This is a genomic window from Streptomyces sp. RLB3-17 (assembly GCF_007113425.2).
Classification (GTDB): Bacteria; Actinomycetota; Actinomycetes; order Streptomycetales; family Streptomycetaceae; genus Streptomyces; species Streptomyces mirabilis_D.
On the sequence record NZ_CP041610.2, the window covers coordinates 3,981,248 to 4,002,323 of the forward strand.

Genomic DNA, 21,076 nt, shown 5'->3' on the forward strand with positions numbered 1-21,076 from the left:
AAATTTCGTTGATCGCTCGTAACTTCGAACGGGACCGTAGATAGGAAGCGCTTTCTCGTCAATGGTTTGCACAAAAATCGAAGGTCCCCGTCCGGTGGTCGACGACCGGACGGGGACCTACGAGGGGAAATACGGGGACCTACGAGGGGTAATACGAGGGGAAAACTGTCAGCCGGCGAACGGTGGCTGCGGCAGGCCCTTCCCCGCGCCGGGGACGACGAGCACCGAGCCGGAGAGCGGATGCGGCGCCTCCAGGCCCGTACGCGCCGTGGTGATGTACAGGTCGGTCAGGTCCGCGCCGCCGAAGGCGCAGGCGGTGGGGCGGGGGACGGGGAGTTCCACGACCCGGTCCAGCTCGCCGTCCGGTGTGTAGCGGCGGACCGCTCCGCCGTCCCAGAGAGCCACCCAGACGCAACCCTCGGCGTCGACGGTGAGCCCGTCGGGCCAGCCCGCGCCCTCTTCGATCACGACCAACGGACGCCTGTTGAGGGGGAGTTGACCGTCACCCACATCGAAGACGTCGACGCGGCGGGTCGGGGAGTCGACGTAGTACATCAGCCGGCCGTCCGGGCTCCAGCCCGTTCCGTTGCTGACGGCGACGTCGTCGAGGAGCGGGGTGACCGTGCCGTCGGCGGTGATCCGGGACAGGGTGCCACCGCCCGGGGCCTCGTCGTAGCGCATGGTGCCGAAGAGCAGCGAGCCGTCCGGGGCGACCGCGGCGTCGTTCGCGCGGCGGCCGGGGACGGGGTCGCGGTGCAGCCACCGGAAGCCCTCGGCGCCGCCGTACGTCGCCACGCCGTCCCGGAGATTGACGACGAGGCCGCCGCCCGCGCGGGGCTTGGCGGCTCCCACGTGCTGCTCGGTGACCATGACCGTGCGGCGCCCGGAGACGGGGTCGTACGTGTGGACCCGGGAACCGAGGATGTCCACCCAGATGAGCCGCTGCGCGTCCGGATCCCAGGTCGGGCCCTCACCGAGGGCCGCCTCGGCGCGGATCGCGACGTCGAAGGCCGTGCCGCCCGTGGCGCCGGCCGTCCCGCTCGCCCCGGTCATCCCCCCACGCTCCGGTGGCCGAGCCGCTCGGACAGCTCGACGGCGCCCTTCGCGGCGAGCTGCTCCAGCTCCACGCGGCGCTCGTCGCTCCAGCGGATCATCGGTACGGAGATGGAGAGAGCGGCGACGACCTGGCCCGTACGGTCGCGCACCGGGGCGGCGACACAGCTGACGTCCGGGTTCGACTCGCGGCTCTCCACGGCGACGCCGCGGCTGCGGATCTCGGCGAGGGCCTCGCGCAGGGCACCCGGCTCGGTGATGCTGTTCGGCGTCATCGCGACCAGGTCCGCGTTGTCCGGGATACGCGAGGTCAGCTCGACGTCGGGGAGCGAGGCGAGCAGCATCTTGCCGACGGAGGTGCAGTGGGCGGGCAGCCGCCGGCCCGCCGCGGACACCATGCGCACGGCGTGCGTGGAGTCGACCTTCGCGATGTAGATGACGTCCGTGCCCTCCAGGATCGCCACGTGGACGGTCTCGTCGCAGGTCTCGGCGACGGACCGGGCGACCTGCTGGCCCTCGGCGGCGAGGTCCAGCTGCTCGGCGTACCTGCTCCCGAGCTGGTACGGGCGCACCCCGAGGCGGTAGCGTCCCGGCTGGCCGGGAACCTGCACGATGTACGAGCGGGCGGCGAGCGTGGTGACCAGCTCGTGCACCGTCGTCCGGGGAAGCTGGAGCTTGCGCACGATGTCGGGGGCGGAGAGCGTCCCGTCCCCGTCGAGGAAGAGCTCGAGTATGTCGAGAGCTCGGGTCACGGCAGGTACGAGGCGTCCCACAACCGGCCCCCTCCCTATGTTCGAAATTTCAACAGCCGATCGGCATGACGAACACAGGCTACTCATAGTGCTCTTGCACGGGCAATGGGTGGGTATCTGTGAGGTGCGGGGGGTCACAGTGCACGGGCGTGCGGGCGGAGCCGGCCGTGCGCGAGGGAAGGTCAGCGGCGGGGGTGGGGATCACCCAGCTCACCGCGGAGACGCTGCGCGCGGAGTACCAGCTCCAGCTCGAACCGCCGGTCCGGATCGTCGATCTCGTCACCCCACAGCTCCCTGATCTGGCGGAGGCGGTAGCGGACGGTCTGGGGGTGGACACCGAGCCGCGCGGCCACCTCCGGCGCGCCGCCGCGGGTCTCCAGCCATGCCAGCAACGTCTCCGCGAGACGCCGCCCGTGCGTCGGCCCGCAGTGCGCGAGCGGCGCCAGGCAGCGCAGGGCGAGGTCGTCGATCAGCTCCTCGGGCTGGAGGAGCACCAGGGCCTCGGTGTGCTCGGTGCAGTGCAGCACCTCCCCGGCGGGCAGCAGCCGCCGCTCCATCAGCCGTACCGCCGCATCCGCCCAGCGCAGCGACTTCGCCGCGTCGGCCAGCGGCACCGGCGGCCCGATCGCCCCGGACCACCCGGTCAGCGCCCGGTGCAGCAGCTCCGGCCGCCCGGCGGCATCCGGCTCGGGCACCACCATCCGCGGCTGCTCGTACTCCATGTCGAGCAGCACCCCCTGCCCGACGGCGGGCGCCACGGCCTCCCGCGCCGGCCGCAGCAGCACCCCGACGGCGACCCTGTCCGGCAGCGGCCAGCCGATCCGCGCGGCCCGCTCGACGAGCGCCTCGGCAGGGTCGCCCCGTTGGTGGTGCTCGGCGAGCAACAGCTCCATCAGACGGCGCTGGAGGCGCAGGCGCTCCCCCGCCTGCCGGGCCGCGGCCTCGGCGTAACCCCGTACGGACTGGTCCACCAGACCGTCCAGGTACTCGTATCCCGCGTCGACGAGCTCGTACATCGCCGGTGGCGGGATCTCGACCCGCTGCCCGATATCCGCGAACCGGCGCCAGGCGAGGCGGACGCCCAGCCGGTAGATCGCCTGCAGGGAGTCGAGGCTGCGGCCGTGCAGTCCCTCGCCGCGGCCGAACTCCTGGAAGACCTCGGGGTGGACGCGGGGTCTGCCCTCCGCCGTCTCCAGGTGCTGCACGAAGACCTCGATGGCCCGGCGGATGCCGACGAGGGCCATCGGCTCACCGGAGTCGTCGAGGACGAGGGGCAGGTTCGGGTACTCGTGGCGGATCTCCCGGAGGATCTCCTCGGCGAGATCCGGCGCCTCGGCGAGGGCGATCGCCGCGAACTGCCGCACCTGGGCACGGGGGACGTCATGCCAGGCCGAGCGTATGGCGACGGTCCCGTGGCCGGCCTGCACCTTCCGGTCCGCCTCCGGCGCGCTCCGCGGCACGGTCAGTGCTCCTGGTCGGCATGTTCGTACGTGATCAGGGGGGTGTTCGGCTGATCGGGGGTCGCGTCGAGCAGCGCGACGATGCCGAGTGCGGCACCCACGGCGAGCGCGGCGGCGGCAGCGACGGTGAGTACGGCGGCCAACAGTCTGGACATCGCAGGGTGAGCCTCTCTGTCGGAGGTCGTCCCCACCCGTTCCCGTGATCCGCGCAGCCCGTTTCGCCGGTCCCGTCCGGCAAGTCCTCAGTCTCGACAATGCATTGACACCCCGTCAAGGGTGCCCGTACGGTTCCCGGCCCATACCGCACGTGCACTTTCCCTCCTGGTGTCGACGCACCCGTATCACCGCGTTCCACCCGTATCACCCGCATCACCCGTGACCGGCCGTGATCAGCCGTGAGCCGTGATCACTCGTGCGTCGAGCCTCCTCACGCCCCTGGAGTGCCCGGATGCGCCGGAAACCCTCACCCTTCGCACTGGTCCTGCTCGGCCTCGGCACGTTTCTGCTCGTACTGGCCCCGATGCTCGCGTGGTACGTGGAACCGCGGGCCGCCGTGAACCCCGTCGACATCGACACGACCGCCGTCTACACCGGCACGGGCGCCTATTTCGACACCGCCCAGATCCAGACCCTGTTCGACAAGCGGATCACCATCACCCAGCAGGTCAGAGGCGATGTCGCCGACAGTGAGCACAGCGGGCGCGCCATCTGGGACGTGACGACGACGGTCGACACGGACAAGTCGCTGCCCGCGGCCGACCCGCACGACGCGCTGGAGTTCTTCCCGAACCGCTGGGTCACCGACCGGAAGACCAACCAGCCGGTCCACTGCTGCCAGGAGAACCCGCGCTTCGAGGGCGACGCCTACCTCAAGTTCCCCTTCGACGTGCAGAAACACGCGTACCGCTGGTGGGACAACTCCCTGGGCGCACCCATCACGCTGGCCTACCGGGGCACCAAGAAGATCCAGGGCTACACGGGTTACCGCTTCACCGGCACGGTCCCCCCGACGAAGATCGGCACCCGGCTGGTGCCCGGCAGCATCGTCGACCAGCCCGGCCGCCCCCAGGTGCTGGCCGAGGAGTGGTACTCCAACCACGGCATCGAGCTGGTCGTCGACCAGAGCACCGGCCGGGTGCTCTACGCCCAGGTCGGTCCGCGCAGGACGCTGCGCGCCCCGGGTTCCACGTACGACTCGACGCTGCTCCTGGACGCCGACAAGCTGGCCTTCACCACGGCCACCCAGAAGGACCAGGTGAAGCAGGCGAAGAAGGAGAGCGGTCAACTGCGCCTGCTGGGGCAGACGTTGCCGATAGGTGCCGGTGTGCTCGGGTTCGTCCTCGCCGCTGTGGGGGGCGTTTTGCTGGTACGAGGGCGACGGGATCCCGGTTCGCCCGTTAACTCCCCTTCACCACTCACGATGTGATGGCCTGTCAGCTCCACAAAGCCCGGAATTTGTCACCCCGGTGAGTAGCAGCTTCCCAGCGCCGGGCGAAAACTATCCACCCCCACCCGAGCACAGCCCGCCCACACTCCCGATACAGCCGGCATCCACATCCCCCACAGATCGGCAGATTCACCCCCATCAGATCGGCGCATTCACCCTCCCGGATCGACGGATTCACCCTCGAAGCGACCGACCCGCCCTACGCCCTACCCCCCACGCTGAGTTCCGCACCCTGAGACGAGTTGGAGCACCCATGCCCCAGCACGTGCCCTCCCCGCTGCGCGCCGCGGTCCCGCGCGACGCGCAGTCCCTCCCGGCGCTTCCCCCACAGCCGCGCCGCATCGTCTTCCTCGCCCACCGGGACCTGGGAAACCGGTCCGCGGGCGGATCCGAGATCCTCGTCGACCGGCTCGCCGAGGGACTGACCTCGCTCGGCCACCAGGTCACCCTGGTGTGCGGCGGGCCCGCCGCCTACCACGACTACCGGGTCGTCTCGGCGGGCGGCGACCTGGGCCACTTCCTGCGCGCCCGCTCCGCCTTCCACCGTCAGGTCGGCGGCTGCGACCTGCTGGTCGAGGTCTGCAACGGCATGCCGTACCTGGCACCGCTCTGGCACCACGGCCCCACCCTGTGCCTGGTCAACCACGTCCACACGGACCTGTGGCGGATGCGGTTCGGCGGCCCGCTGGCGCCCGCCGCCCGGATCGGCCGAAGACTCGAACATTGGGCACTGGCGGGCGCGCAGCGCGGCAATCTGCTGGTCGCCGTCTCGCCGTCGACGGCCCACGCGCTGCGCGCGATCGGGGTGCAGCGGGAGCGCATCCGGGTCGTGCACAACGGGGTCGAGGAGCCGGGCCCACGCGCCGAGCGCTCGCCCGAGCCGCTGTTCGTGGCGATGGGACGGCTGGTCGAGTACAAGCGGATCGATCTGCTGCTGCGGCTGTGGGAACGGGTCCGCCCGGTCACCGGCGGCCGGCTGGTGATCGTCGGCGACGGTCCCGAGCGGGAGAGACTCCACCAACTGGCAGGCCCTGGCGTGGAGTTCGCCGGTCGTGTCTCGGAGGCCGAGAAGCACCGACTGCTGTGCGCCGCGTGGCTGCTGCTGCATCCCTCCGCCGTGGAGGGCTGGGGCCTGGTGGTCACGGAGGCGGCGGCGCGCGAGACCCCGGCGATCGCCTTCGACGTGCCCGGGCTGCGCGACTCCGTGGTCGACGGCGAGACGGGTGTGCTGGCGCGCGGTGAGTCCTCCTTCGCGGCGGCCTGGTGCACCCTCGCCCTGTCCACGCACCGCCGCACCCTCATGGGTAAGTCCGCCCGCGACCGCGCGGCCCAGTACCGCTGGACCAACACGGTGCGCCAGTTCAGGGCGGTGGCCACGGAGGCGGCCACCACCTGGCGGAGGTGACGCCCATGGACGGCGACCCCGAAATACCCCGCCGAGCCCGCACCAAAAGCGCACCCCCCGTCTGGAAGGACCCCTCCTTCCGGCGTTCGGTCGCGCTGTTTCGGGCCTTCATGCGGGAGCAGGACGATCCCGAGGGCTGCTACTCGCTGCTGGCCCGTGACGCCGCCGACCAGGTCGAGGCGTACGGCGGCGTCGAGGGACGTACCGTCGTGGACGTCGGGGGCGGCGGCGGGTACTTCACCGCGGAGTTCCGGCGGCGCGGGGCGCACGCGTATCTCTTCGAGCCGGACGTAAGGGAGTTGGGGGCGAAGCCCGACGGCTCGGCGGTCGTCGCGGACGGGTATCTGCTGCCGCTCGCGGACGGGGTCGCCGACGTCACCTTCTCCTCCAACGTCCTCGAGCACGTGGCCGATCCGCAGACGTTCCTGAGCGAACTGGTGCGTGTCACCCGGCCCGACGGGCTGATCTACGTCTCGTTCACCAACTGGCTCTCCCCCTGGGGCGGTCACGAGTGGGCGCCCTGGCACTACCTCGGCGCGGAGCGGGCGCGGGCCCGCTACCACCGCCGTACCGGAAAGCCCGCCAAGCACACCCTCGGCGAGAACCTGTTCGCCGTGCACATCGGCCCCACCCTGCGGCAGGTGCGCGCCCGCGACGACGTCACGGTCGTCTCGGCGCGTTCCCGCTACTGGCCCATCCTCGCCTCCGCCGTCACCAGGGCGCCGGGGCTGCGGGAGTTCGCCACCTGGAACCTCCTCCTCATCCTCCGGCGGTGTCCACCATGACGACCACGGTCCAGGCTCCTCCCCCGGCGGCCGTCCGCCCCGTCTCGACCACGTCCGGCCCCCCGCACGGGCCACGGTCCAGGCGCTGGCTGCTGGGGTTCTGGGCCGTGGTGTTCGTGCTGTTCCTGGCCGTGCACCCCGGACGCATGACGTTCGACACCAAGCTCGGTGTCGCGCTGGACCCGTGGCAGTTCCTGTCCGACCTGGGCCAGTTGTGGCACGACCGGGGCGGCTTCGGCGGGATCCAGGACCAGTACGTGGGTTACGTCTGGCCGATGCTGCCGTTCTACGGCCTGTGCAAGCTGATCCACCTCCCGGTGTGGCTGGCGGAACGGCTGTGGCTGTCGATCGTCGTGTCCGTCGCCTTCTGGGGCGCCCTGCGGCTGGCCGAACGGCTGCGGATCGGGAACGGTTCCTCCCGGCTGCTCGCCGCCGTCGCGTACGCGCTCTGGCCGGTCTTCACGATCGTCGTCGGCTCGACGTCCGCCGCCGCGCTCCCCGGCGCCCTCCTCCCCTGGGTCCTGCTCCCCCTCACCGACGAGCGCTACAGCGCCCGCGTCGCCGCCCTCCGCTCGGCGCTCGTCGTCCCCTTCATGGGCGGTGTGAACGCGGCGGCGACCCTCGCCTCGCTGCTCCCCGTCGGGCTGTATCTGCTCTCCCGTCCACGTGGGCCCCGACAGCGCAGACTGATCACCTGGTGGGTACCGGGCGTGATCCTGGCGACGGCCTGGTGGGTGATCCCGCTGCTGATGCTCGGCCTCTACGGCGAGAACTTCCTCCCGTACGTGGAGACCTCGGGAACCACGACCGCCACCATGTCGGCCACGGAGTCCCTGCGCGGCGCCGGGAACTGGGTCGCGTACCTCCACTTCGGCGAGGCCTGGCTGCCGGCCGGCTGGACCGTCGCCGCCTCGGTGATCGTGATCGTCTGCTCGGCGCTCGCGGCGGGGCTGGGTCTCGCCGGGCTCGCCAGACGTGACATGCCCGAGCGCCGCTGGCTGGTCCTGACCGTGCTGTCGGTCGCGCTCCTCACCCTCGCGGGGTACGGCGGCGCGTTCGGCGCGCCCTTCCACGGCGTCGTCCAGGACTGGCTGAACGGCTGGCTGGTCCCCTTCCGCAACATCTACAAGTTCCAGACGGGCCTCGCCCTGGCGCTGGTGTTCGGCCTCGCGCATCTCGTCGGGGTCGCCGCCGAGCCACGCGGAGCCCGTCCCGTACGCGGCCGCCGCTACGCGCCCCTCGTCGCGGCCGTGCTGATCCTGCCCGGCCTCGCCTGGCCGTACCTCAACGGGTCGATCCTCAACCCGGGTTCCTTCCAACAGCTCCCCACGTACTGGCAGACCACCGCCGACTGGCTGAAGAAGTACTCCCCCGACTCCCGTGCCCTCGTCGTCCCCGCCACCGCGCACGGCCTCTACACCTGGGGCTCCCCCATCGACGAGCCCCTCGACGTGCTCGCCGACTCCCGCTGGGCCGAGCGGGACTACGTCCCCTTCGGCACCCCCGGCAACCGGCGTGCCATGGACGCGGTCGAGCAGGCGCTCATGACCGGCAGCGATGTCCCCGGCCTCGGGGACTACCTGAGCCGCGCCGGGCTCTACTACGTCGTCGTCCGCAACGACCTCGACCCGGACCAGGTCGGTTACGTCCCGACCCAGACCGTGAAGCGGACCCTGGAACAGTCGGGCTACGAGCGGGTCACCGGCTTCGGGCCGGTCGTGACCGGCGGCCGGATCGCCCACCACGCCCCGCTCCAGGTCGAGGGCCTCTACCCGCGCGAGCGCGCCGTCGAGATCTACGAACCGGCGAGCAACGGCGCACCGCGCCCCGGGCAGGCCGGGCTGAGCGCCATCGCAGACACCGCCGTCGTCTCCGGCGGCCCCGAGGCGCTGCTGCCACTGGCCGCCGACCCCTCGATGCGCGGCCGTCCCGCCGTCCTGACCGGCGACAACCATCCCGGCCTCGGCACCGCCGCGGTCCAGGTGGTCGGCGACGGGCTGCGGCGCGCCGACACCCGCTTCGGCCTGGTCAACTCCAACACCTCGTACACGTACACGCCCGACCAGCGCAACGACAGCGACAGCGCCCAGGACGCCGGCAAGAAGCCGCACCAGATCCTGCCGACCAAGGGCATCCAGCACCAGACGGTGGCCGAGCTGCGCGGCGCCCGCTCGGTGACCGCCTCCTCCACCGGCAACTGGCTCTTCCACCTCCCCCAGTACGACCCCGTGAACGCCTTCGACGGCAACCCCGACACCGCGTGGGCGGAGGGCGCGTCCGGTTCCGCGAACGGGCAGTGGCTGCGGATCCGCTTCGAGGGGTCCCTGGACATGCCGAAGTCCTTCAAGGTCACCCCGCTCCCGCAGGACGGCATGCGGTCCGCGGCGACCCGGGTCCGGGTGGAGACGGAGAAGGGCTCGGCCACCAGCTATCTCGAACCCGACGGCATGACCCAGTCCGTCAAGGCGCCCGCCGGATCGACGAGTTGGATGAAGCTGACGATCGTCGGCTCCACCGCGCAGCGCGCCGGCCTGACCGGCGCGGGCTTCTCCGAGATCGCCCTCCCCGACGTCCAGGTCACCCGCCTGCTGAAGCTGCCGACCGACGCCGCCGGCTCGGACGCAACCGCCGAGATCGTCTCCCTGCACCGCACCACCGACCCCACCGGCCTCGCCCCCACGGGCACGGAGGCCGGCCTGCACCGCACCTTCTCCACCTCGACGGCGGGATCGTACGAGGTGCGGGCGAGCGCCGTCGCGATCACCGGCGACGCACTCGACAAGCTGCTGTACGACGTCTCGCCCCAACAGCCGAACCGCATCGTCGCGACGGCCGACTCCACGACGGACCTCGGCCCCGGCCTCGACGCCCGCAACCTCACGGACGGCAACCTGACCACGGCGTGGATCGCCGGGGACAGGCCGACGATCCACCTGAGCTGGCCCGACAAGAAGCCCGTCTCGTCCATGGTCCTGGCCGCGGCCGGAGGCCTCTCCACCCGCCCGACGAAGATCGAGATCCGCTCCCCGGACGGGGACACCGTGGCCGGCGTCGACGAGAACGGCTGGGCCCGCTTCGACCCGATCACCACGAACCACCTCGACATCACCGTCACCGAGACCGCGCCGCTGACCCTCCACAACCCGGTCGCGGGCGCCGATCTGCAACTGCCGGTCGGGCTGACGGAGGTGTACCTCCCGGCCCTCGCCGAGTACCGCACCACGCAGGCCGTGGAGACACAGGAGTTCTCGCTCGCCTGCGGAAAGGGGCCGACGCTCGCGGTCGACGGAAAGCTGTACGCGACGAGCGCGAAGGGCACCGTGGGGGATCTCACCGAACGGCGGCCGATCCAGCTGACGCTGTGCCAAGAGGGCTCCTCGAACTCCGCGTTGGACCTCGGTTCCGGCTCGCACCGGGTCGAGGCGGGCGACGCCGGGCCCCTCGCGGTCACGGACGTCACCCTCACCCGTGGGACGGTCGAGGCCGTCGCGGGTGCCGGACGCTCCCTGCGGATCGTGGACTGGCTGGGCGACCGCCGCGAGGTGAAGGTCGGCTCCGGCGCCGCCTCGTACCTCACGACGTACGAGAACTACAACGACGGCTGGCAGGCCACGCTGGGCGGCAAGAAGCTGACGCCCCTGCGGCTCGACGGCTGGCAGCAGGGCTGGCGGATCCCGGCCGGCGCGGGCGGCACGGTCAAGTTGTCGTACGAGCCCTCGACGACGTACGAGGCCGGGCTGATCGGCGGCGGGGTCGGGGTGGCGGCTCTCGCGGGCCTCGTGCTGTGGCGCCGCCGCGAGGCCAACCCCGACGCGCCGCAGCCGACGGCGCCGGACGCCGGACTCTGGCTCGGCACGGTGGCGCTCACCCTGGTGGGCGTGGTCATCGCGGGACCGTTCGCGCTGCTGGTCCCCGCGCTCGCGCTGCTCGCCCGGAAACGGCACGCGCTCCTCGTACCGATCGCGTTCCTCGCGCTCACCGGGGCGGGGATCGCCGCCGCCACGGGCGCCGGGTCGCCACCGGGCGCGAGCGAGGGCGCGTTCGGGCCCGCGGCGCAGTTGCTGGCGTTGATCGGGCTGTTCGCGGGCCTGGTGAGCGTCCAGGAGCCCGGCACCCGGCCGGCACCCCGGGCGTCCGGTCCGGTCCCGGTCCCCGGCTCCCAGGCCCCGACGGCACCACTCCCCCGACGCCGCCGCGGCAAGAACGGCGGCCCCGGGGCGGCACCGGCGACGGGAGCCCAAGCGGTCGGGGAGGCACCGGACGGCGAACCCGGGTCGTCCGAGCCGACCGGAGCCGAGCCCCCCGCACCGGCCCCCGGGCCCGACCGTGCCTCCAGCCCCACCATCTCCGCACGCGGCCCGGGTTCCGCCCCGCGCGAGGCGGGCGCGGGTGACACGGGTGCGGGTGACACGGGTGCGGGCGACACGCGTGCGGGCGAGGCGCGTGCGGGCGAGGCGGTCGCGGGCGAGGCCGATCCGCCCACCGCACGGATCGCCTTCCGCAAGGCGGGGAACCCGGCGGACGACGACACAGGAAGGGGCGAACCCCGATGACCGCGCTGGAGCACCCGGCACGGGACGGTACCGACGGACCGTCCCGGCCCCCCGCCCGCGTGCCGTTCCCCGTCGTGGACGAGGTCTCCCGGCACTGTGTCCAGGAGGAGGAACCCGAGACCGTCCACATCGAGGTCCACCTCCCCGGCCGGCTGGATCCCGCCCGCCTCACCACGGCGTTCACCGAGGCCCTGCACCGTCACCCCCGCGTCCTCATGCGCGAGGCCGCGGGCCCCTGGTACCGCCGCCGCTACGAGTGGGAACTCACCCCCGATCCGGACGTGGAGGTCGTCTCCTTCCCGCCACCGGGCCCAGGCGCCCTCCAGCACGCACGGACCCGCGCCCTGCTGACCGCCCCGCCGCTGACCGCCTCGCCGCCCATCCGCCTGGAGGTGGTCGACGGCGCGGGCCCGCCGGTCGGCAGCGAGGCGACGGACGCGGTGGGCACGGCGCCCCGTCGAAGCGCCCCGCCACGTCCCCACACCGGCCCCCGCCCCAAGGGCACCGTCCTCTTCCTCACCGTCAACCACACCGCCCTCGACGGCCCCGCCTGCCTCCGCGTCCTCGCCACCGCCGCGGAGCTGTACGGCGGCAAGGACAACTCCCCCACCGCACCCCCCGTACGACCGCCCGAGGCGGCGGCGAAGGCCGTCCAGGTCGACACCCCGTCCACCTGGACCCCGCCCGCCCGCGTGGCCCGCGGAACCCCGGAGCCCTCGCCCGGAAACGGCCTCCTCGTCACCGAACTCGGCGTCCCGCACCGCCCCAAGGGCTCCCCGTACACCGTGAACGACCAGCTCATGGCGGCCACCGCCCTGATGATCACGCACTGGAACAGGGAACACGGCGCCCGCCCGCGCCCCCTGCGCATCACGATGCCGGTCGACGACCGCCCCCGCGGCACGGACATGCCCATCGGCAACGGGACACGACTCGTCGAAGTCCCCTTCACTGTCGAGGAGTTGGACGCCGGGCGGATGGGCGAGCTGCTGCGCCGCACGGCGGAACGCACCCGCGCGCTCAAGTCGCTGCCCCGGCCCCAACTCGGCCACGGCGCGGCCCTCCTGACTGCCCCCGTGGTCCCGGTCGCCTGGCGTGCCGCCCTCACCCGGGGACTGCGCCGCGCGGCCGGCCCCTGGACGTCGACCACACTGCTGAGCAACATCGGCCGCATCCCGTACGCGCTGGACTTCGGCGCGGAGGCGGGCCGCGCGCACGCGGTGTGGTTCTCGGCGCCCGCCCGGACACCCCGCGGCCTGACCGTCACCACGGCGTCCACCGCGGGCCGCCTCCACGTCGCCCTGCGCTGGTCGCGCACCCTGCTCAGCCACGGCGACGGCGCCCACCTCCGCGACCTCTTCGAGCACTATCTGCACGCGACGGAGGAGGACGGCAGCCGATGACGCCCACGACCCCGACCACTGCCTCGGTGACGACAACGGCCCCCGCCCGCCGGGGACTTCGCGACTTCTACGAGGATCCGAGCGTCCCCGTCGCCTCCGGCACCCCCCGCAGCCTCCGCCAGGCCCGGATACTGGCCGCCGCGCTCGGCCCCGCCACGGCCGGCGCGCGGACCGTGCTGGACATCGGCTGCGGCGACGGCACCGCCGCCGCGACCGCGGCACCCCTGCTCGCCGGACACCGTCTCGTCGGCGTCGACTGGTCGCAGGACGCCCTCAGACGCGCCCACGCCCGGCTGCCGTACGCGATTCGCGGCGAACTCACCGACGGCGGGCTGCCGTTCGCCGACGCCGCGGCCGACGCCGTCCTGTTCAGCGAGGTGATCGAGCACCTCGTGGACCCGGACAGTGCCCTGGACGAGATCCGCAGGGTCCTGCGCCCCGGCGGCCACCTGATGCTCTCCACCCCGAACCTCGCCGCCTGGTACAACCGCGCCCTGCTGCTCGCCGGTGTCCAGCCCGTCTTCTCGGAGGTGAGCCTGCGCGCGATCCACGGCCGCCCGGGGCGGGAGGTCGTGGGCCATCTGCGGCTCTACACGGCCCGCGCGCTACGGGAGTTCGTGACCGCGGCGGGCTTCGAGGTCGTACGGCTGAGCGGGGCGCCCTTCCACGGCGTACCGCGTCCGCTGCGCCCCCTGGACCGACTGGCCTGCGCGGCGCCCGCCCTCTCCTCCATCCTGCTCCTGCACGCCCGAAGGACGTAGCCCATGTGGTGGGGAGTGGCCGCGGCCCTGCTGGCGAACGTCCTGTACAGCACCGGATTCGTCCTGGAGAAGCGCGCGCTCGCCGCACTGCCCGAGGTCGACATCCGCCGCCCCGCCCGGCTGCTGCGGCTGGTGCTCGGCAGCCCGCTGTGGATCGGTGGTTCACTGGCGCTGGCCTCCGGTTTCGGCGCCCAGCTCGCCGTCTACCGCACCCTGCCGATCGCCGCCGCCCAGGGCATCTTCGTCTCCGGGCTCGTGCTGCTGGTGCTGCTCTCCGCCCGGCTGCTCGGCGAGGAGACGTCGGGCCGCGAGCGCTACGCGCTCGGCGCGATCCTGCTGGCCCTGCTGATGGTGGTCCTCTCCCTGCGCGAGGGCTCGGACCGGGTCAGCCGCAGCGCGCCCGCGCCGCTGATCCTGACCGTCTGTCTGCCCTCGCTGGCGGCGGGCCTGTGGCTGTACGGGGCCGCCGAGCGCCGCGCGCGGCACCGGCACCGGATGCCGACGACGGGCGTCGAGTACGGCGTGGCGGTGGGCCTGCTGTACGGGGTGAGCTCGCTGGCCATCAAGGGCGTGTCGAGCTATCTGACGACCAGTGACCTGGCGGGGGCGGTGATCGACGTGCTCCGCTCCCCGTACCCCTATCTCCTGCTCTTCACCGGCGCGTTCGGCCTGGTCATGTCCCAGGCGGCGCTGCAGCGCTGCCGGGCCTCGCTGATCGTGCCGGTCTGCACGACGGTGACCAGCCTGTTCACGGCGGTGCTCGGCACGCTCGCGTTCGGCGAGGCGCTGCCGCACGACCCGGTGCGGCTGACGCTGCGCCTGGCGGGCACCGCCCTCGCGGTGTCCGTGCTGCTGGTCATGCCCAAGCACGACGCGGCACCCCAACCCCCCATCGTGGCCAAGGAGCTGACGCCACCATGAATCCCGACGACCCGCTGTTGAAGATCCTGGCCTGCCCGCTGGACAAGGGCCCGCTGCACCTGCTGACCCTGGGCGACGACGAGGCGCCGAACTCCGGGGCGGAGCCGAGCGCCGGGGAGGCGCTGTACAACCCGCGCCTGCGCCGCCGCTACCCGATCGTGGACGGCATCCCGCAGCTGCTGCCGTCCTCCGGGGAGCAGGTCACGGAGGACGAGCACGAGGAACTCCTCAAGCGGATGGTCCCGTGACGAGGACCACGAGGACTCCGAGGACTCCGAGGACCACGAGGACCACGAGGACGACAAGGACTACGAGAACGCCGAGGACGACGAGGACCTGGGCCGCCCGGCTCGCTCCCCACCTCCCCACCCGCCTCGTCGCGGCGACCGCCCGGCTCGTCTACCCGCGCTTCGAACCCGAACTGGGCCGCCTCGCGGACCTCTGCCCGCCGGACTGCGGCACGGCGGTGGACGTGGGCGGCTGGTACGGCCCCTGGACCCACCGTCTTTCAGGTCTGGCCCACCGCGTGGTGACCGTCGAACCGGTCCCCCACCTGGCCGGACTCCTCTCCGCGACCGCCCCCTCCAACGTCCGCGTGGTCCGCGCCGCCGCCTCCGACCGTCCGGGCACGGCGCGGCTCTGGTTCCCGCCGGACGACGCGGGCGACCGCGGCGTGTCGTCCCTGGTCCGCCGGGACATACACGCCCGCGCGCTGGAGGTGCCCTGCGTGACCCTCGACAGCCTGGGCCTCCACGACGTCGACTTCGTCAAGATCGACGTGGACGGCAACGAACTCGCGGTCCTGCGGGGCGCGAAGACCCTCCTGACCCGCGACCGCCCGGCCCTCTTCATCGAACTGGAGTCCCGAATCCAGCCGATCGCCCCGGTGGTCGACCATCTCGCCGAGCGCGGCTACACGGGCTGGGTCCTGCCCTCGACCACCTGGCTGCCCCTGACGTCCTTCCCCCTGGAGGCCCACCAGGCACGCACCTCCCACGTGGCCGCCCAGGGCCTGCTGCGCCGCGTCCTGCCCCCGCGCGGCCCCCGTTACGTCAACTCGGTCCTGTTCCTCCCGGACGGCCGCCGACCGGGCCCCCTCCCGATGCGCGACCATGGACCCCATGCCCGCCAAGCGACCCGCTAGCCCCTTCACCCCGCTCGACTTCCAACTGGTCCTGCTGCGCCGCATGGCCGACCACAACCCCGACCTCGTCGAGGACGCCCGCCACGAGCTGGGCGTCTCCATCGCCGACATGCGGGAGGCGAACCGCCGCTGGCAGGCGATGCTGCACGCCCCGCGCTCCCGGGCGGCGACGTCTCGCTACCGCTCGATCCTCGGCGCCCCCGAGTCCGTCACCCCTCGGCAGATCGGCGATCTGTCCTGCGAGGCCCTGCTCTGGCCGGTCCCCCTCTGGCCCGACCTCCGGTTCGAGGTCCTCGTCGCCCCGAACGGCGTCGCCTGGAACGAGTGGCTGGTCCGCGCCCCCGGCGCCCCGGATCCCCGGCTGGAGACCCTCGACGACCTCATCCCCTGGTCCTGCACGGTCGACGAGGTCGCCCGCGCCTTCGTCCCCGCCCGCCCCCTGGAGGGCACGGCCCCGACCCGCTGGGGCCTGGCGTTCACGGCCCCGGACGCGTCCGGAGTGCCGCGGGAGTGCGCGGCGGAGTTCACGTGGGGGTTGCTGCAGCGGGTCGCCGTCAGCGGAGAGCGGCCTTGACGACGGCCTCCGCGACCACGGGCACCGACTCCGGGTGCAGCCACAGGAACAGGTTCGGCTCGACGAGCTCCAGCTCCATGACACACGGGTTCCCGTCGTCGCCGTCGACGAGGTCGACACGGGCGTAGAGCAGTTCCGAACCGTCCGTCCTGCGTGGCACGGCCGCCAACGCGCGCTCCGCTACGGCGAGTTCGGCCGGGGTCGGCTGCCAGGGCTCCAGGCGGGGGTGCGCGACCTTGTCCGCGTCGTAGGCCGTGCCGGGTGCGAGGACGGCGCCCTTGCGGCTGGCGTGCAGGAGGCGACCGCCGTAGTACTGGAGGGCGCGTTCACCCGCGGTGTCGATGCTGGTCAGATAGGGCTGGACCATGGCGGTCAGTCCCCGGTCGTGCATCCGCTCCAACTGTCGCAGGGCCGTCTCCCGCTCCTCGGGCCGGTACCGGGCGGCGAGCCGCGCACCCGCGCCGGAGGTGGGCTTCACGACGTACTCGCGGTCGTCGGGGAACTCCACGGGCGCGCCCGGCGCGAGGTACCGGGTCGGCACGGTGGGCACCCCCGCCTCCGCGAGATCGCCGATGTACCGCTTGTCGGTGTTCCACCGCACCACCGCCGCCGGGTTCGCGAGCCGCGTCAGCTTCCCGCACCGCTCGGCCCACGCCACGAACTCCGCCACCCGCCAGCTGTAGTCCCAGGTGGACCGGATCACCACGAGGTCGAAGGCCGCCCAGTCGACGTCCGGATCGTCCCAGTACCCGACGACGGCCTCCGCCCCGGCGCCCTCCAGAGCCGCCCTCAGCACGGGCAGATCCCGGTCCAGGCTCTCCGCGCCCTCCTCGGGCCGGTAGGTGGCGAGCGCGATACGTGCGCGGGCGGCGGCGGTGCGGGCCACGACGGACTCCATCCTCGTAACGGCTGATCCCCGGGGAGGCTAACAACCGCCGGTCGAACTTCGGCAACCCATTTGACCTTCACCTTCGGTGAAGCCGCAGCATCAGTGGCGGAACGAGGAACGAGGTACGGATGACGGGGCACGACACGACCACGGGTGGGCGCATGGAGATGCTGACGATCGGGGCGTTCGCAAACGCGTGCCGGCTGTCGCCGAAGGCGTTGCGGCTCTACGACGAGCTGGAGCTGCTGCGGCCCGCCCGGGTCGACCCGGAGACCGGGTACCGGTACTACGCCGTCGCGCAACTGGAGCAGGCACGGCTGGTGGCGTGGCTGCGCCGGATCGGGATGCCGCTGGCCCGGATCCGGCGGGTGTGCGCACTGGACGACGCGTCCGCCGCCCAGGAGATCCGCGCCTACTGGGCGCGGGTCGAGGCCGAGACCGCCGGTCGACGCGAACTCGTGACGTTCCTCGTGGATCACCTCTCGTACACGTCGAGGAAGGACACCGCCATGCTCGAACTCCGCTACTCCGCACTCTCCGACACCGGTCTGGTCCGCCCCGCCAACCAGGACACGGCCCACGCGGGCGCCCGCGTCCTCGCCGTGGCCGACGGCTTCGGCACGAACGGCGCGCCCGCCAGTACGGCGGCCGTGGAGGCCCTGAAGTCCCTGGACGGCGAACCCCTTCCGGGCGGGAGCGTCCTCAACCTTCTGGAGGACGCGGTGCGGGGGGCCGCGCGAGCCGTCCAGGACGCCACACCGGGCAAGGACGACGGCACCACCCTCACCGCCATGGTGTGGACCGGATCCCAGCTCGGGCTGGTCCACATCGGCGACTCCCGCGCCTATCTGCTGCGCGACGGCGAGCTGTTCCGGATCACGCACGACCACACCATGGTCCAGTCGATGGTCGACGAGGGCCGGCTCACGCCGGAGGAGGCCGTCGCTCATCCCCAACGTGCCCTGCTCCTGAAGGCACTCACCGGCGGCGCCGACTCCGTCGTACCCGATCTGCGGTTGTGCGACGCCCTGCCCGGGGATCGTTACCTGCTCTGCTCGGACGGGCTCTCCACCGTCGTCGCGGACGAGGAGCTCCGGCGGCTACTGGGCTCGGCCCCGGCCCCCGACACGGCGGTACGGTCCCTCGTCGAAGCCGCGCTCGACGCCGGCGGCCCCGACAACGTGAGCTGTGTGGTGGCGGACGTGGTGGAGGCCGACGGGGGTCAACGGCTCGGCTGACTCAGGTGGGGTCGGCCACCTTCCACTCCTCGTGGCTGAGCGGGGGCTCGGTGAGCTGGGGCTTCAGAGGGCCGCGCACGGCGGCCAGCAGGACGCTGGGACCGAGGAGGACGTGGGCGCCGCGCTGGAGGGAGGAGACGTCGGTGAAACGGCGGGCTATGCGACCGTTTCCGGTGGCCGTGTAGAGGAGGCGGTCGACGTACGCGGCCAGGATCCGGTCACGGAGGGTGGGGCCGGACGCCGTCGCGCCGGGGTAGAAGACGTCCTGGCCGGTGGCGAGGTCCCACGCGGCGTTGACCGGGCGGGCCGCCGCCTTCTGGGCGGCGCGGGCCAGTCCGGGCGTGCCCCAGCCTCGAGCCCGGATGGCGTCGCGCAGCGCCACCGCGCTCTGGGCCGCGACCGACATGCCGTGCCCGTAGGTCGGGTTGTACGCCGCGAGCGCGTCGCCGAGAACGGCGAAGCCGTCGGGCCAGTGCCGGGCGCGCTCGTAGTAGTACCGGCGGTTTGCAGTGGAGCGGGTGAAGACCACCCCGGTCAGCGGCTCGGCATGTGCGATGAAATCACCGATGACGGGGTGGCGCAGCTCTTCGAGGGCGAAGCGCAGGAAGTCGGTCTCGTCGGGGCTGGGTTCGCCCCCACGGGTGCCCGACAGGGTGACCAGCCAGCGGCCGTCCTCGACGGGCAGCAGGACGCCCGCCCTGCCGGGCCTCCCGTCCCGCGGGGCGGCCTGGACGTTGATGACCGGGAAGCCGTCCCGGGCCTTCTCGGGCGCGCGGTAGAGCCGACTGGCGTACGCGAGACCGGAGTCGACCTGACGCTCCTCGGGGCTCGGGAGGCCGAGCTCCCGCAGCCACTGCGGGGAGCGGGAGGCGCGGCCGGTGGTGTCGACGACCAAGTCGGCCGGGAGGGTGCGCTCGGCGGCGTCGTGACCGCGTACACGGACGCCGGTGACGGCCGTGGCGGTACCGGCGAGGCCGAGCGCCTCGGCGCGCTCGACGAGCTTGATCCGGTCGTCGTCGAGGACCCGTGCGCGAACGGTCGCGTCCAGCAGGTCGCGGCTGCTGAGGATCATGTAGTGGGACTCGTTCCAGCGGCGGAACCAGCCCTGCGACGACAGGGCGACCATGTCGGTCGTCAGCGAGAGCCGGTGCGCCCCAGCCTTCCCGAGCAGGTCGACGGTGCCCGGTACCAGTTCCTCGATCGCCTGGACACCGCCGGACCACAGCAGGTGCACGTGCTGGGCCTGGGGAAGGTTCTTGCGCCGCTCGGGGCCGTCGGGCAGTACGTCGCGCTCGACAATCGTGACGACGTCCGCGAACTCGACCAGGGCGCGGGCCGCGAGCATGCCGGCGAGGCTGCCGCCGAGGACGACGGCGGACTTCAGGGGCCGGCTGGGGACACTCGCGAGTTCGACTCTGTCGCTCACGGTCCTGTCGCTCATGGACTTGTCACTCACATGTCTGTTGTCACTCATGGGGCTGACACGCTCTCTGCCGCGGCGGCCGCGGCCTCGCGTACCGCCCTGATGTCGTCGGGGTGGCGCAGGGCTCGGGACACGGCCTCGATCTCCTCCAGCAGATTCTCCGTGTCCGGGTTGTTGAGAGGCGCGGTGGCGTCGTCCTGGCGGGTTCGCTTCCTCGTCTCGATCGCGTCCTGGACGGTGACGGCGTGGGCGAGCGCCCCCGCCCGGCCGGCCTCGAAACCGAGGCCGAGGGCGGCGTCGTACGCCTTCCGCCGGAGGTCCTCGTCGATGAACCTGGCCAGGTTCAGCAGCGCGTCCCGGATGAACGTCTCGCGGCGTGTCAGGCGCAGTTCGGGGGTGGCACGGAGTCGGAAGGGGACGCGTCCGCCGCCCGTGACGGTCCCCATCAGGCGGTACAGGGGGCGCAGGTGCCAGTGGCCGAGCCGGGTGTGGGCACGGCGGTGCAGGTACTGGCCGGCATGCGGAAGGATGAAGCCGACCGCGATGAGGATGGCGGCGAGGCAGGCGACCGGTGGGGCCAGCCCGGTGCTGAGCCAGTCGAGGTCGTGGCCGGTCCAGCGGGCGAGGACGGCGCAGAGTTTGGCGCCGTCGTAGAGCAGGTTCATCGCGTAGCCGGCGCCGAGGAACATCAGACCGCCGCGCAGCCAGACGTCGAGTCCATCGGTGCGGATCCAGTTCCAGATCAGCTTGGACGTGATCAGGCAGGCCACGGTGTGCGCGAGCAGATAGAGCACGATCTCTTCGCGCATGAAAGGGGTGTTGGCGTAGTACGTGTCGAGGTCCCGTATCCGCTCGACGTGGGCGTCGGCGAGTGCGAACAGCACCCACAACGCGACGATCACGCCGGAATACACGGCGATCACCCAGCGGGTGGCACTACGGGTGGTCTCGGAGCGGTCGGAGATGCCGTCGCGCCATGCGGTGATCAGGACTAGGCAGGCGCCGCAGAACGCGGTGATGAGGCTGTAGACCAGGGGGGCCGCGATGTTCGGTACGCCGGTGACGCGGTTGGTCCAGGCGATGGTCGCCGGTGCCGCAAAGACGAAGACGCCGCAGGCGAGCACGAGCAGGCCACCGACGGCACGCAGCAGCGGGTCCTTCCACAGCTTGACGATGCTGGGCAGTTTGATCGCCAGCGCGGCGGTGAGGACCGCCGTCGGGATCCAGAAGGAGATGTAGAGCCCGGCGAAGAAGCGGGAAGGATTCAT

General features: G+C 72.5%; 18 protein-coding genes. 11 read left to right on the plus strand and 7 right to left on the minus strand.

Annotation, left to right across the window (positions count from 1 at the left end; translation table 11 throughout):
* Positions 1-168: 168 nt before the first annotated feature.
* The 4 genes from FNV62_RS18420 to FNV62_RS54595 form a co-directional block, all read right to left on the minus strand.
* Complete coding sequence (locus FNV62_RS18420; protein ID WP_097284579.1) at positions 169-1,053, minus strand: SMP-30/gluconolactonase/LRE family protein; 885 nt, start codon at positions 1,051-1,053, stop codon at positions 169-171.
* Positions 1,050-1,826 (minus strand): IclR family transcriptional regulator, encoded by a 777-nt coding sequence (locus tag FNV62_RS18425; protein ID WP_054233578.1) that lies wholly within the window; start codon positions 1,824-1,826, stop codon positions 1,050-1,052. Before FNV62_RS18425 ends, FNV62_RS18420 begins: the two co-directional genes overlap by 4 nt.
* Before the next feature lie 161 nt (positions 1,827-1,987).
* A complete protein-coding gene (locus tag FNV62_RS18430) occupies positions 1,988-3,232 on the minus strand; it encodes a helix-turn-helix domain-containing protein (protein WP_144316491.1) in 1,245 nt (414 codons plus the stop codon).
* A 35-nt stretch (positions 3,233-3,267) separates the two neighbouring features.
* Positions 3,268-3,420 carry a hypothetical protein gene (locus FNV62_RS54595; protein ID WP_167552120.1) on the minus strand — a complete coding sequence of 51 codons (153 nt, stop codon included), beginning with the start codon at positions 3,418-3,420 and terminating at the stop codon, positions 3,268-3,270.
* A 293-nt stretch (positions 3,421-3,713) separates the two neighbouring features.
* On the opposite strand from FNV62_RS54595, the gene FNV62_RS18435 reads away from it, so the two are divergent.
* From FNV62_RS18435 to FNV62_RS18480, 10 genes are all read left to right on the plus strand, one after another.
* Positions 3,714-4,691, plus strand: a complete 978-nt coding sequence (locus FNV62_RS18435; protein WP_144315422.1) for a DUF3068 domain-containing protein — start codon at positions 3,714-3,716, stop codon at positions 4,689-4,691.
* A gap of 274 nt (positions 4,692-4,965) precedes the next feature.
* Complete coding sequence (locus FNV62_RS18440) at positions 4,966-6,117, plus strand: glycosyltransferase family 4 protein (RefSeq protein ID WP_060901984.1); 1,152 nt, start codon at positions 4,966-4,968, stop codon at positions 6,115-6,117.
* A 5-nt stretch (positions 6,118-6,122) separates the two neighbouring features.
* Complete coding sequence (locus tag FNV62_RS18445) at positions 6,123-6,902, plus strand: class I SAM-dependent methyltransferase (RefSeq protein WP_097284582.1); 780 nt, start codon at positions 6,123-6,125, stop codon at positions 6,900-6,902.
* Positions 6,899-11,455 carry an alpha-(1->3)-arabinofuranosyltransferase gene (locus tag FNV62_RS18450; protein WP_144316492.1) on the plus strand — a complete coding sequence of 1,519 codons (4,557 nt, stop codon included), beginning with the start codon at positions 6,899-6,901 and terminating at the stop codon, positions 11,453-11,455. Before FNV62_RS18445 ends, FNV62_RS18450 begins: the two co-directional genes overlap by 4 nt.
* Positions 11,452-12,858, plus strand: a complete 1,407-nt coding sequence (locus FNV62_RS18455) for a condensation protein (protein WP_144315423.1) — start codon at positions 11,452-11,454, stop codon at positions 12,856-12,858. Before FNV62_RS18450 ends, FNV62_RS18455 begins: the two co-directional genes overlap by 4 nt.
* Positions 12,855-13,619 carry a class I SAM-dependent methyltransferase gene (locus tag FNV62_RS18460; protein ID WP_144315424.1) on the plus strand — a complete coding sequence of 255 codons (765 nt, stop codon included), beginning with the start codon at positions 12,855-12,857 and terminating at the stop codon, positions 13,617-13,619. The genes FNV62_RS18455 and FNV62_RS18460 overlap by 4 nt, the downstream gene beginning before the upstream one ends.
* A gap of 15 nt (positions 13,620-13,634) precedes the next feature.
* On the plus strand, positions 13,635-14,540 hold the full coding sequence (locus tag FNV62_RS18465; protein ID WP_054233622.1) for a hypothetical protein: 906 nt from the start codon (positions 13,635-13,637) through the stop codon (positions 14,538-14,540).
* Positions 14,537-14,788, plus strand: coding sequence for a Trm112 family protein (locus tag FNV62_RS18470; RefSeq protein ID WP_097284586.1), 252 nt, complete (start codon positions 14,537-14,539; stop codon positions 14,786-14,788). Before FNV62_RS18465 ends, FNV62_RS18470 begins: the two co-directional genes overlap by 4 nt.
* Positions 14,785-15,684, plus strand: coding sequence for an FkbM family methyltransferase (locus tag FNV62_RS18475; RefSeq protein WP_144315425.1), 900 nt, complete (start codon positions 14,785-14,787; stop codon positions 15,682-15,684). The genes FNV62_RS18470 and FNV62_RS18475 overlap by 4 nt, the downstream gene beginning before the upstream one ends.
* A complete protein-coding gene (locus tag FNV62_RS18480) occupies positions 15,653-16,258 on the plus strand; it encodes a hypothetical protein (protein WP_144315426.1) in 606 nt (201 codons plus the stop codon). Before FNV62_RS18475 ends, FNV62_RS18480 begins: the two co-directional genes overlap by 32 nt.
* Here FNV62_RS18480 and FNV62_RS18485 read toward each other — a convergent pair.
* Positions 16,239-17,156, minus strand: coding sequence for an ATP-grasp domain-containing protein (locus FNV62_RS18485; RefSeq protein WP_144315427.1), 918 nt, complete (start codon positions 17,154-17,156; stop codon positions 16,239-16,241). The genes FNV62_RS18480 and FNV62_RS18485 overlap by 20 nt on opposite strands.
* A gap of 152 nt (positions 17,157-17,308) precedes the next feature.
* On the opposite strand from FNV62_RS18485, the gene FNV62_RS18490 reads away from it, so the two are divergent.
* Complete coding sequence (locus tag FNV62_RS18490; RefSeq protein ID WP_143605386.1) at positions 17,309-18,385, plus strand: MerR family transcriptional regulator; 1,077 nt, start codon at positions 17,309-17,311, stop codon at positions 18,383-18,385.
* A gap of 1 nt (position 18,386) precedes the next feature.
* Here FNV62_RS18490 and FNV62_RS18495 read toward each other — a convergent pair whose 3' ends face one another.
* Both FNV62_RS18495 and FNV62_RS18500 read right to left on the minus strand, forming a co-directional pair.
* Positions 18,387-19,730 (minus strand): NAD(P)/FAD-dependent oxidoreductase, encoded by a 1,344-nt coding sequence (locus FNV62_RS18495; protein WP_143605387.1) that lies wholly within the window; start codon positions 19,728-19,730, stop codon positions 18,387-18,389.
* Positions 19,731-19,855: 125 nt separating this feature from the next.
* Complete coding sequence (locus FNV62_RS18500; RefSeq protein WP_144315428.1) at positions 19,856-21,076, minus strand: MAB_1171c family putative transporter; 1,221 nt, start codon at positions 21,074-21,076, stop codon at positions 19,856-19,858.

Bases quoted from the DNA above. Each gene is read 5' to 3' on its own strand.
- FNV62_RS18435 (WP_144315422.1), top strand. From the start codon at position 3,714: ATGCGCCGGAAACCCTCACCCTTCGCACTGGTCCTGCTCGGCCTCGGC.
- FNV62_RS18470 (WP_097284586.1), top strand. From the start codon at position 14,537: ATGAATCCCGACGACCCGCTGTTGAAGATCCTGGCCTGCCCGCTGGAC.
- FNV62_RS18460 (WP_144315424.1), top strand. From the start codon at position 12,855: ATGACGCCCACGACCCCGACCACTGCCTCGGTGACGACAACGGCCCCC.
- FNV62_RS18485 (WP_144315427.1), bottom strand. From the start codon at position 17,156: ATGGAGTCCGTCGTGGCCCGCACCGCCGCCGCCCGCGCACGTATCGCG.
- FNV62_RS18455 (WP_144315423.1), top strand. From the start codon at position 11,452: ATGACCGCGCTGGAGCACCCGGCACGGGACGGTACCGACGGACCGTCC.
- FNV62_RS18420 (WP_097284579.1), bottom strand. From the start codon at position 1,053: ATGACCGGGGCGAGCGGGACGGCCGGCGCCACGGGCGGCACGGCCTTC.
- FNV62_RS18480 (WP_144315426.1), top strand. From the start codon at position 15,653: ATGGACCCCATGCCCGCCAAGCGACCCGCTAGCCCCTTCACCCCGCTC.
- FNV62_RS18445 (WP_097284582.1), top strand. From the start codon at position 6,123: ATGGACGGCGACCCCGAAATACCCCGCCGAGCCCGCACCAAAAGCGCA.
- FNV62_RS18495 (WP_143605387.1), bottom strand. From the start codon at position 19,730: ATGCTCGCGGCCCGCGCCCTGGTCGAGTTCGCGGACGTCGTCACGATT.
- FNV62_RS18440 (WP_060901984.1), top strand. From the start codon at position 4,966: ATGCCCCAGCACGTGCCCTCCCCGCTGCGCGCCGCGGTCCCGCGCGAC.
- FNV62_RS18450 (WP_144316492.1), top strand. From the start codon at position 6,899: ATGACGACCACGGTCCAGGCTCCTCCCCCGGCGGCCGTCCGCCCCGTC.
- FNV62_RS18490 (WP_143605386.1), top strand. From the start codon at position 17,309: ATGGAGATGCTGACGATCGGGGCGTTCGCAAACGCGTGCCGGCTGTCG.
- FNV62_RS18500 (WP_144315428.1), bottom strand. From the start codon at position 21,076: ATGAATCCTTCCCGCTTCTTCGCCGGGCTCTACATCTCCTTCTGGATC.
- FNV62_RS54595 (WP_167552120.1), bottom strand. From the start codon at position 3,420: ATGTCCAGACTGTTGGCCGCCGTACTCACCGTCGCTGCCGCCGCCGCG.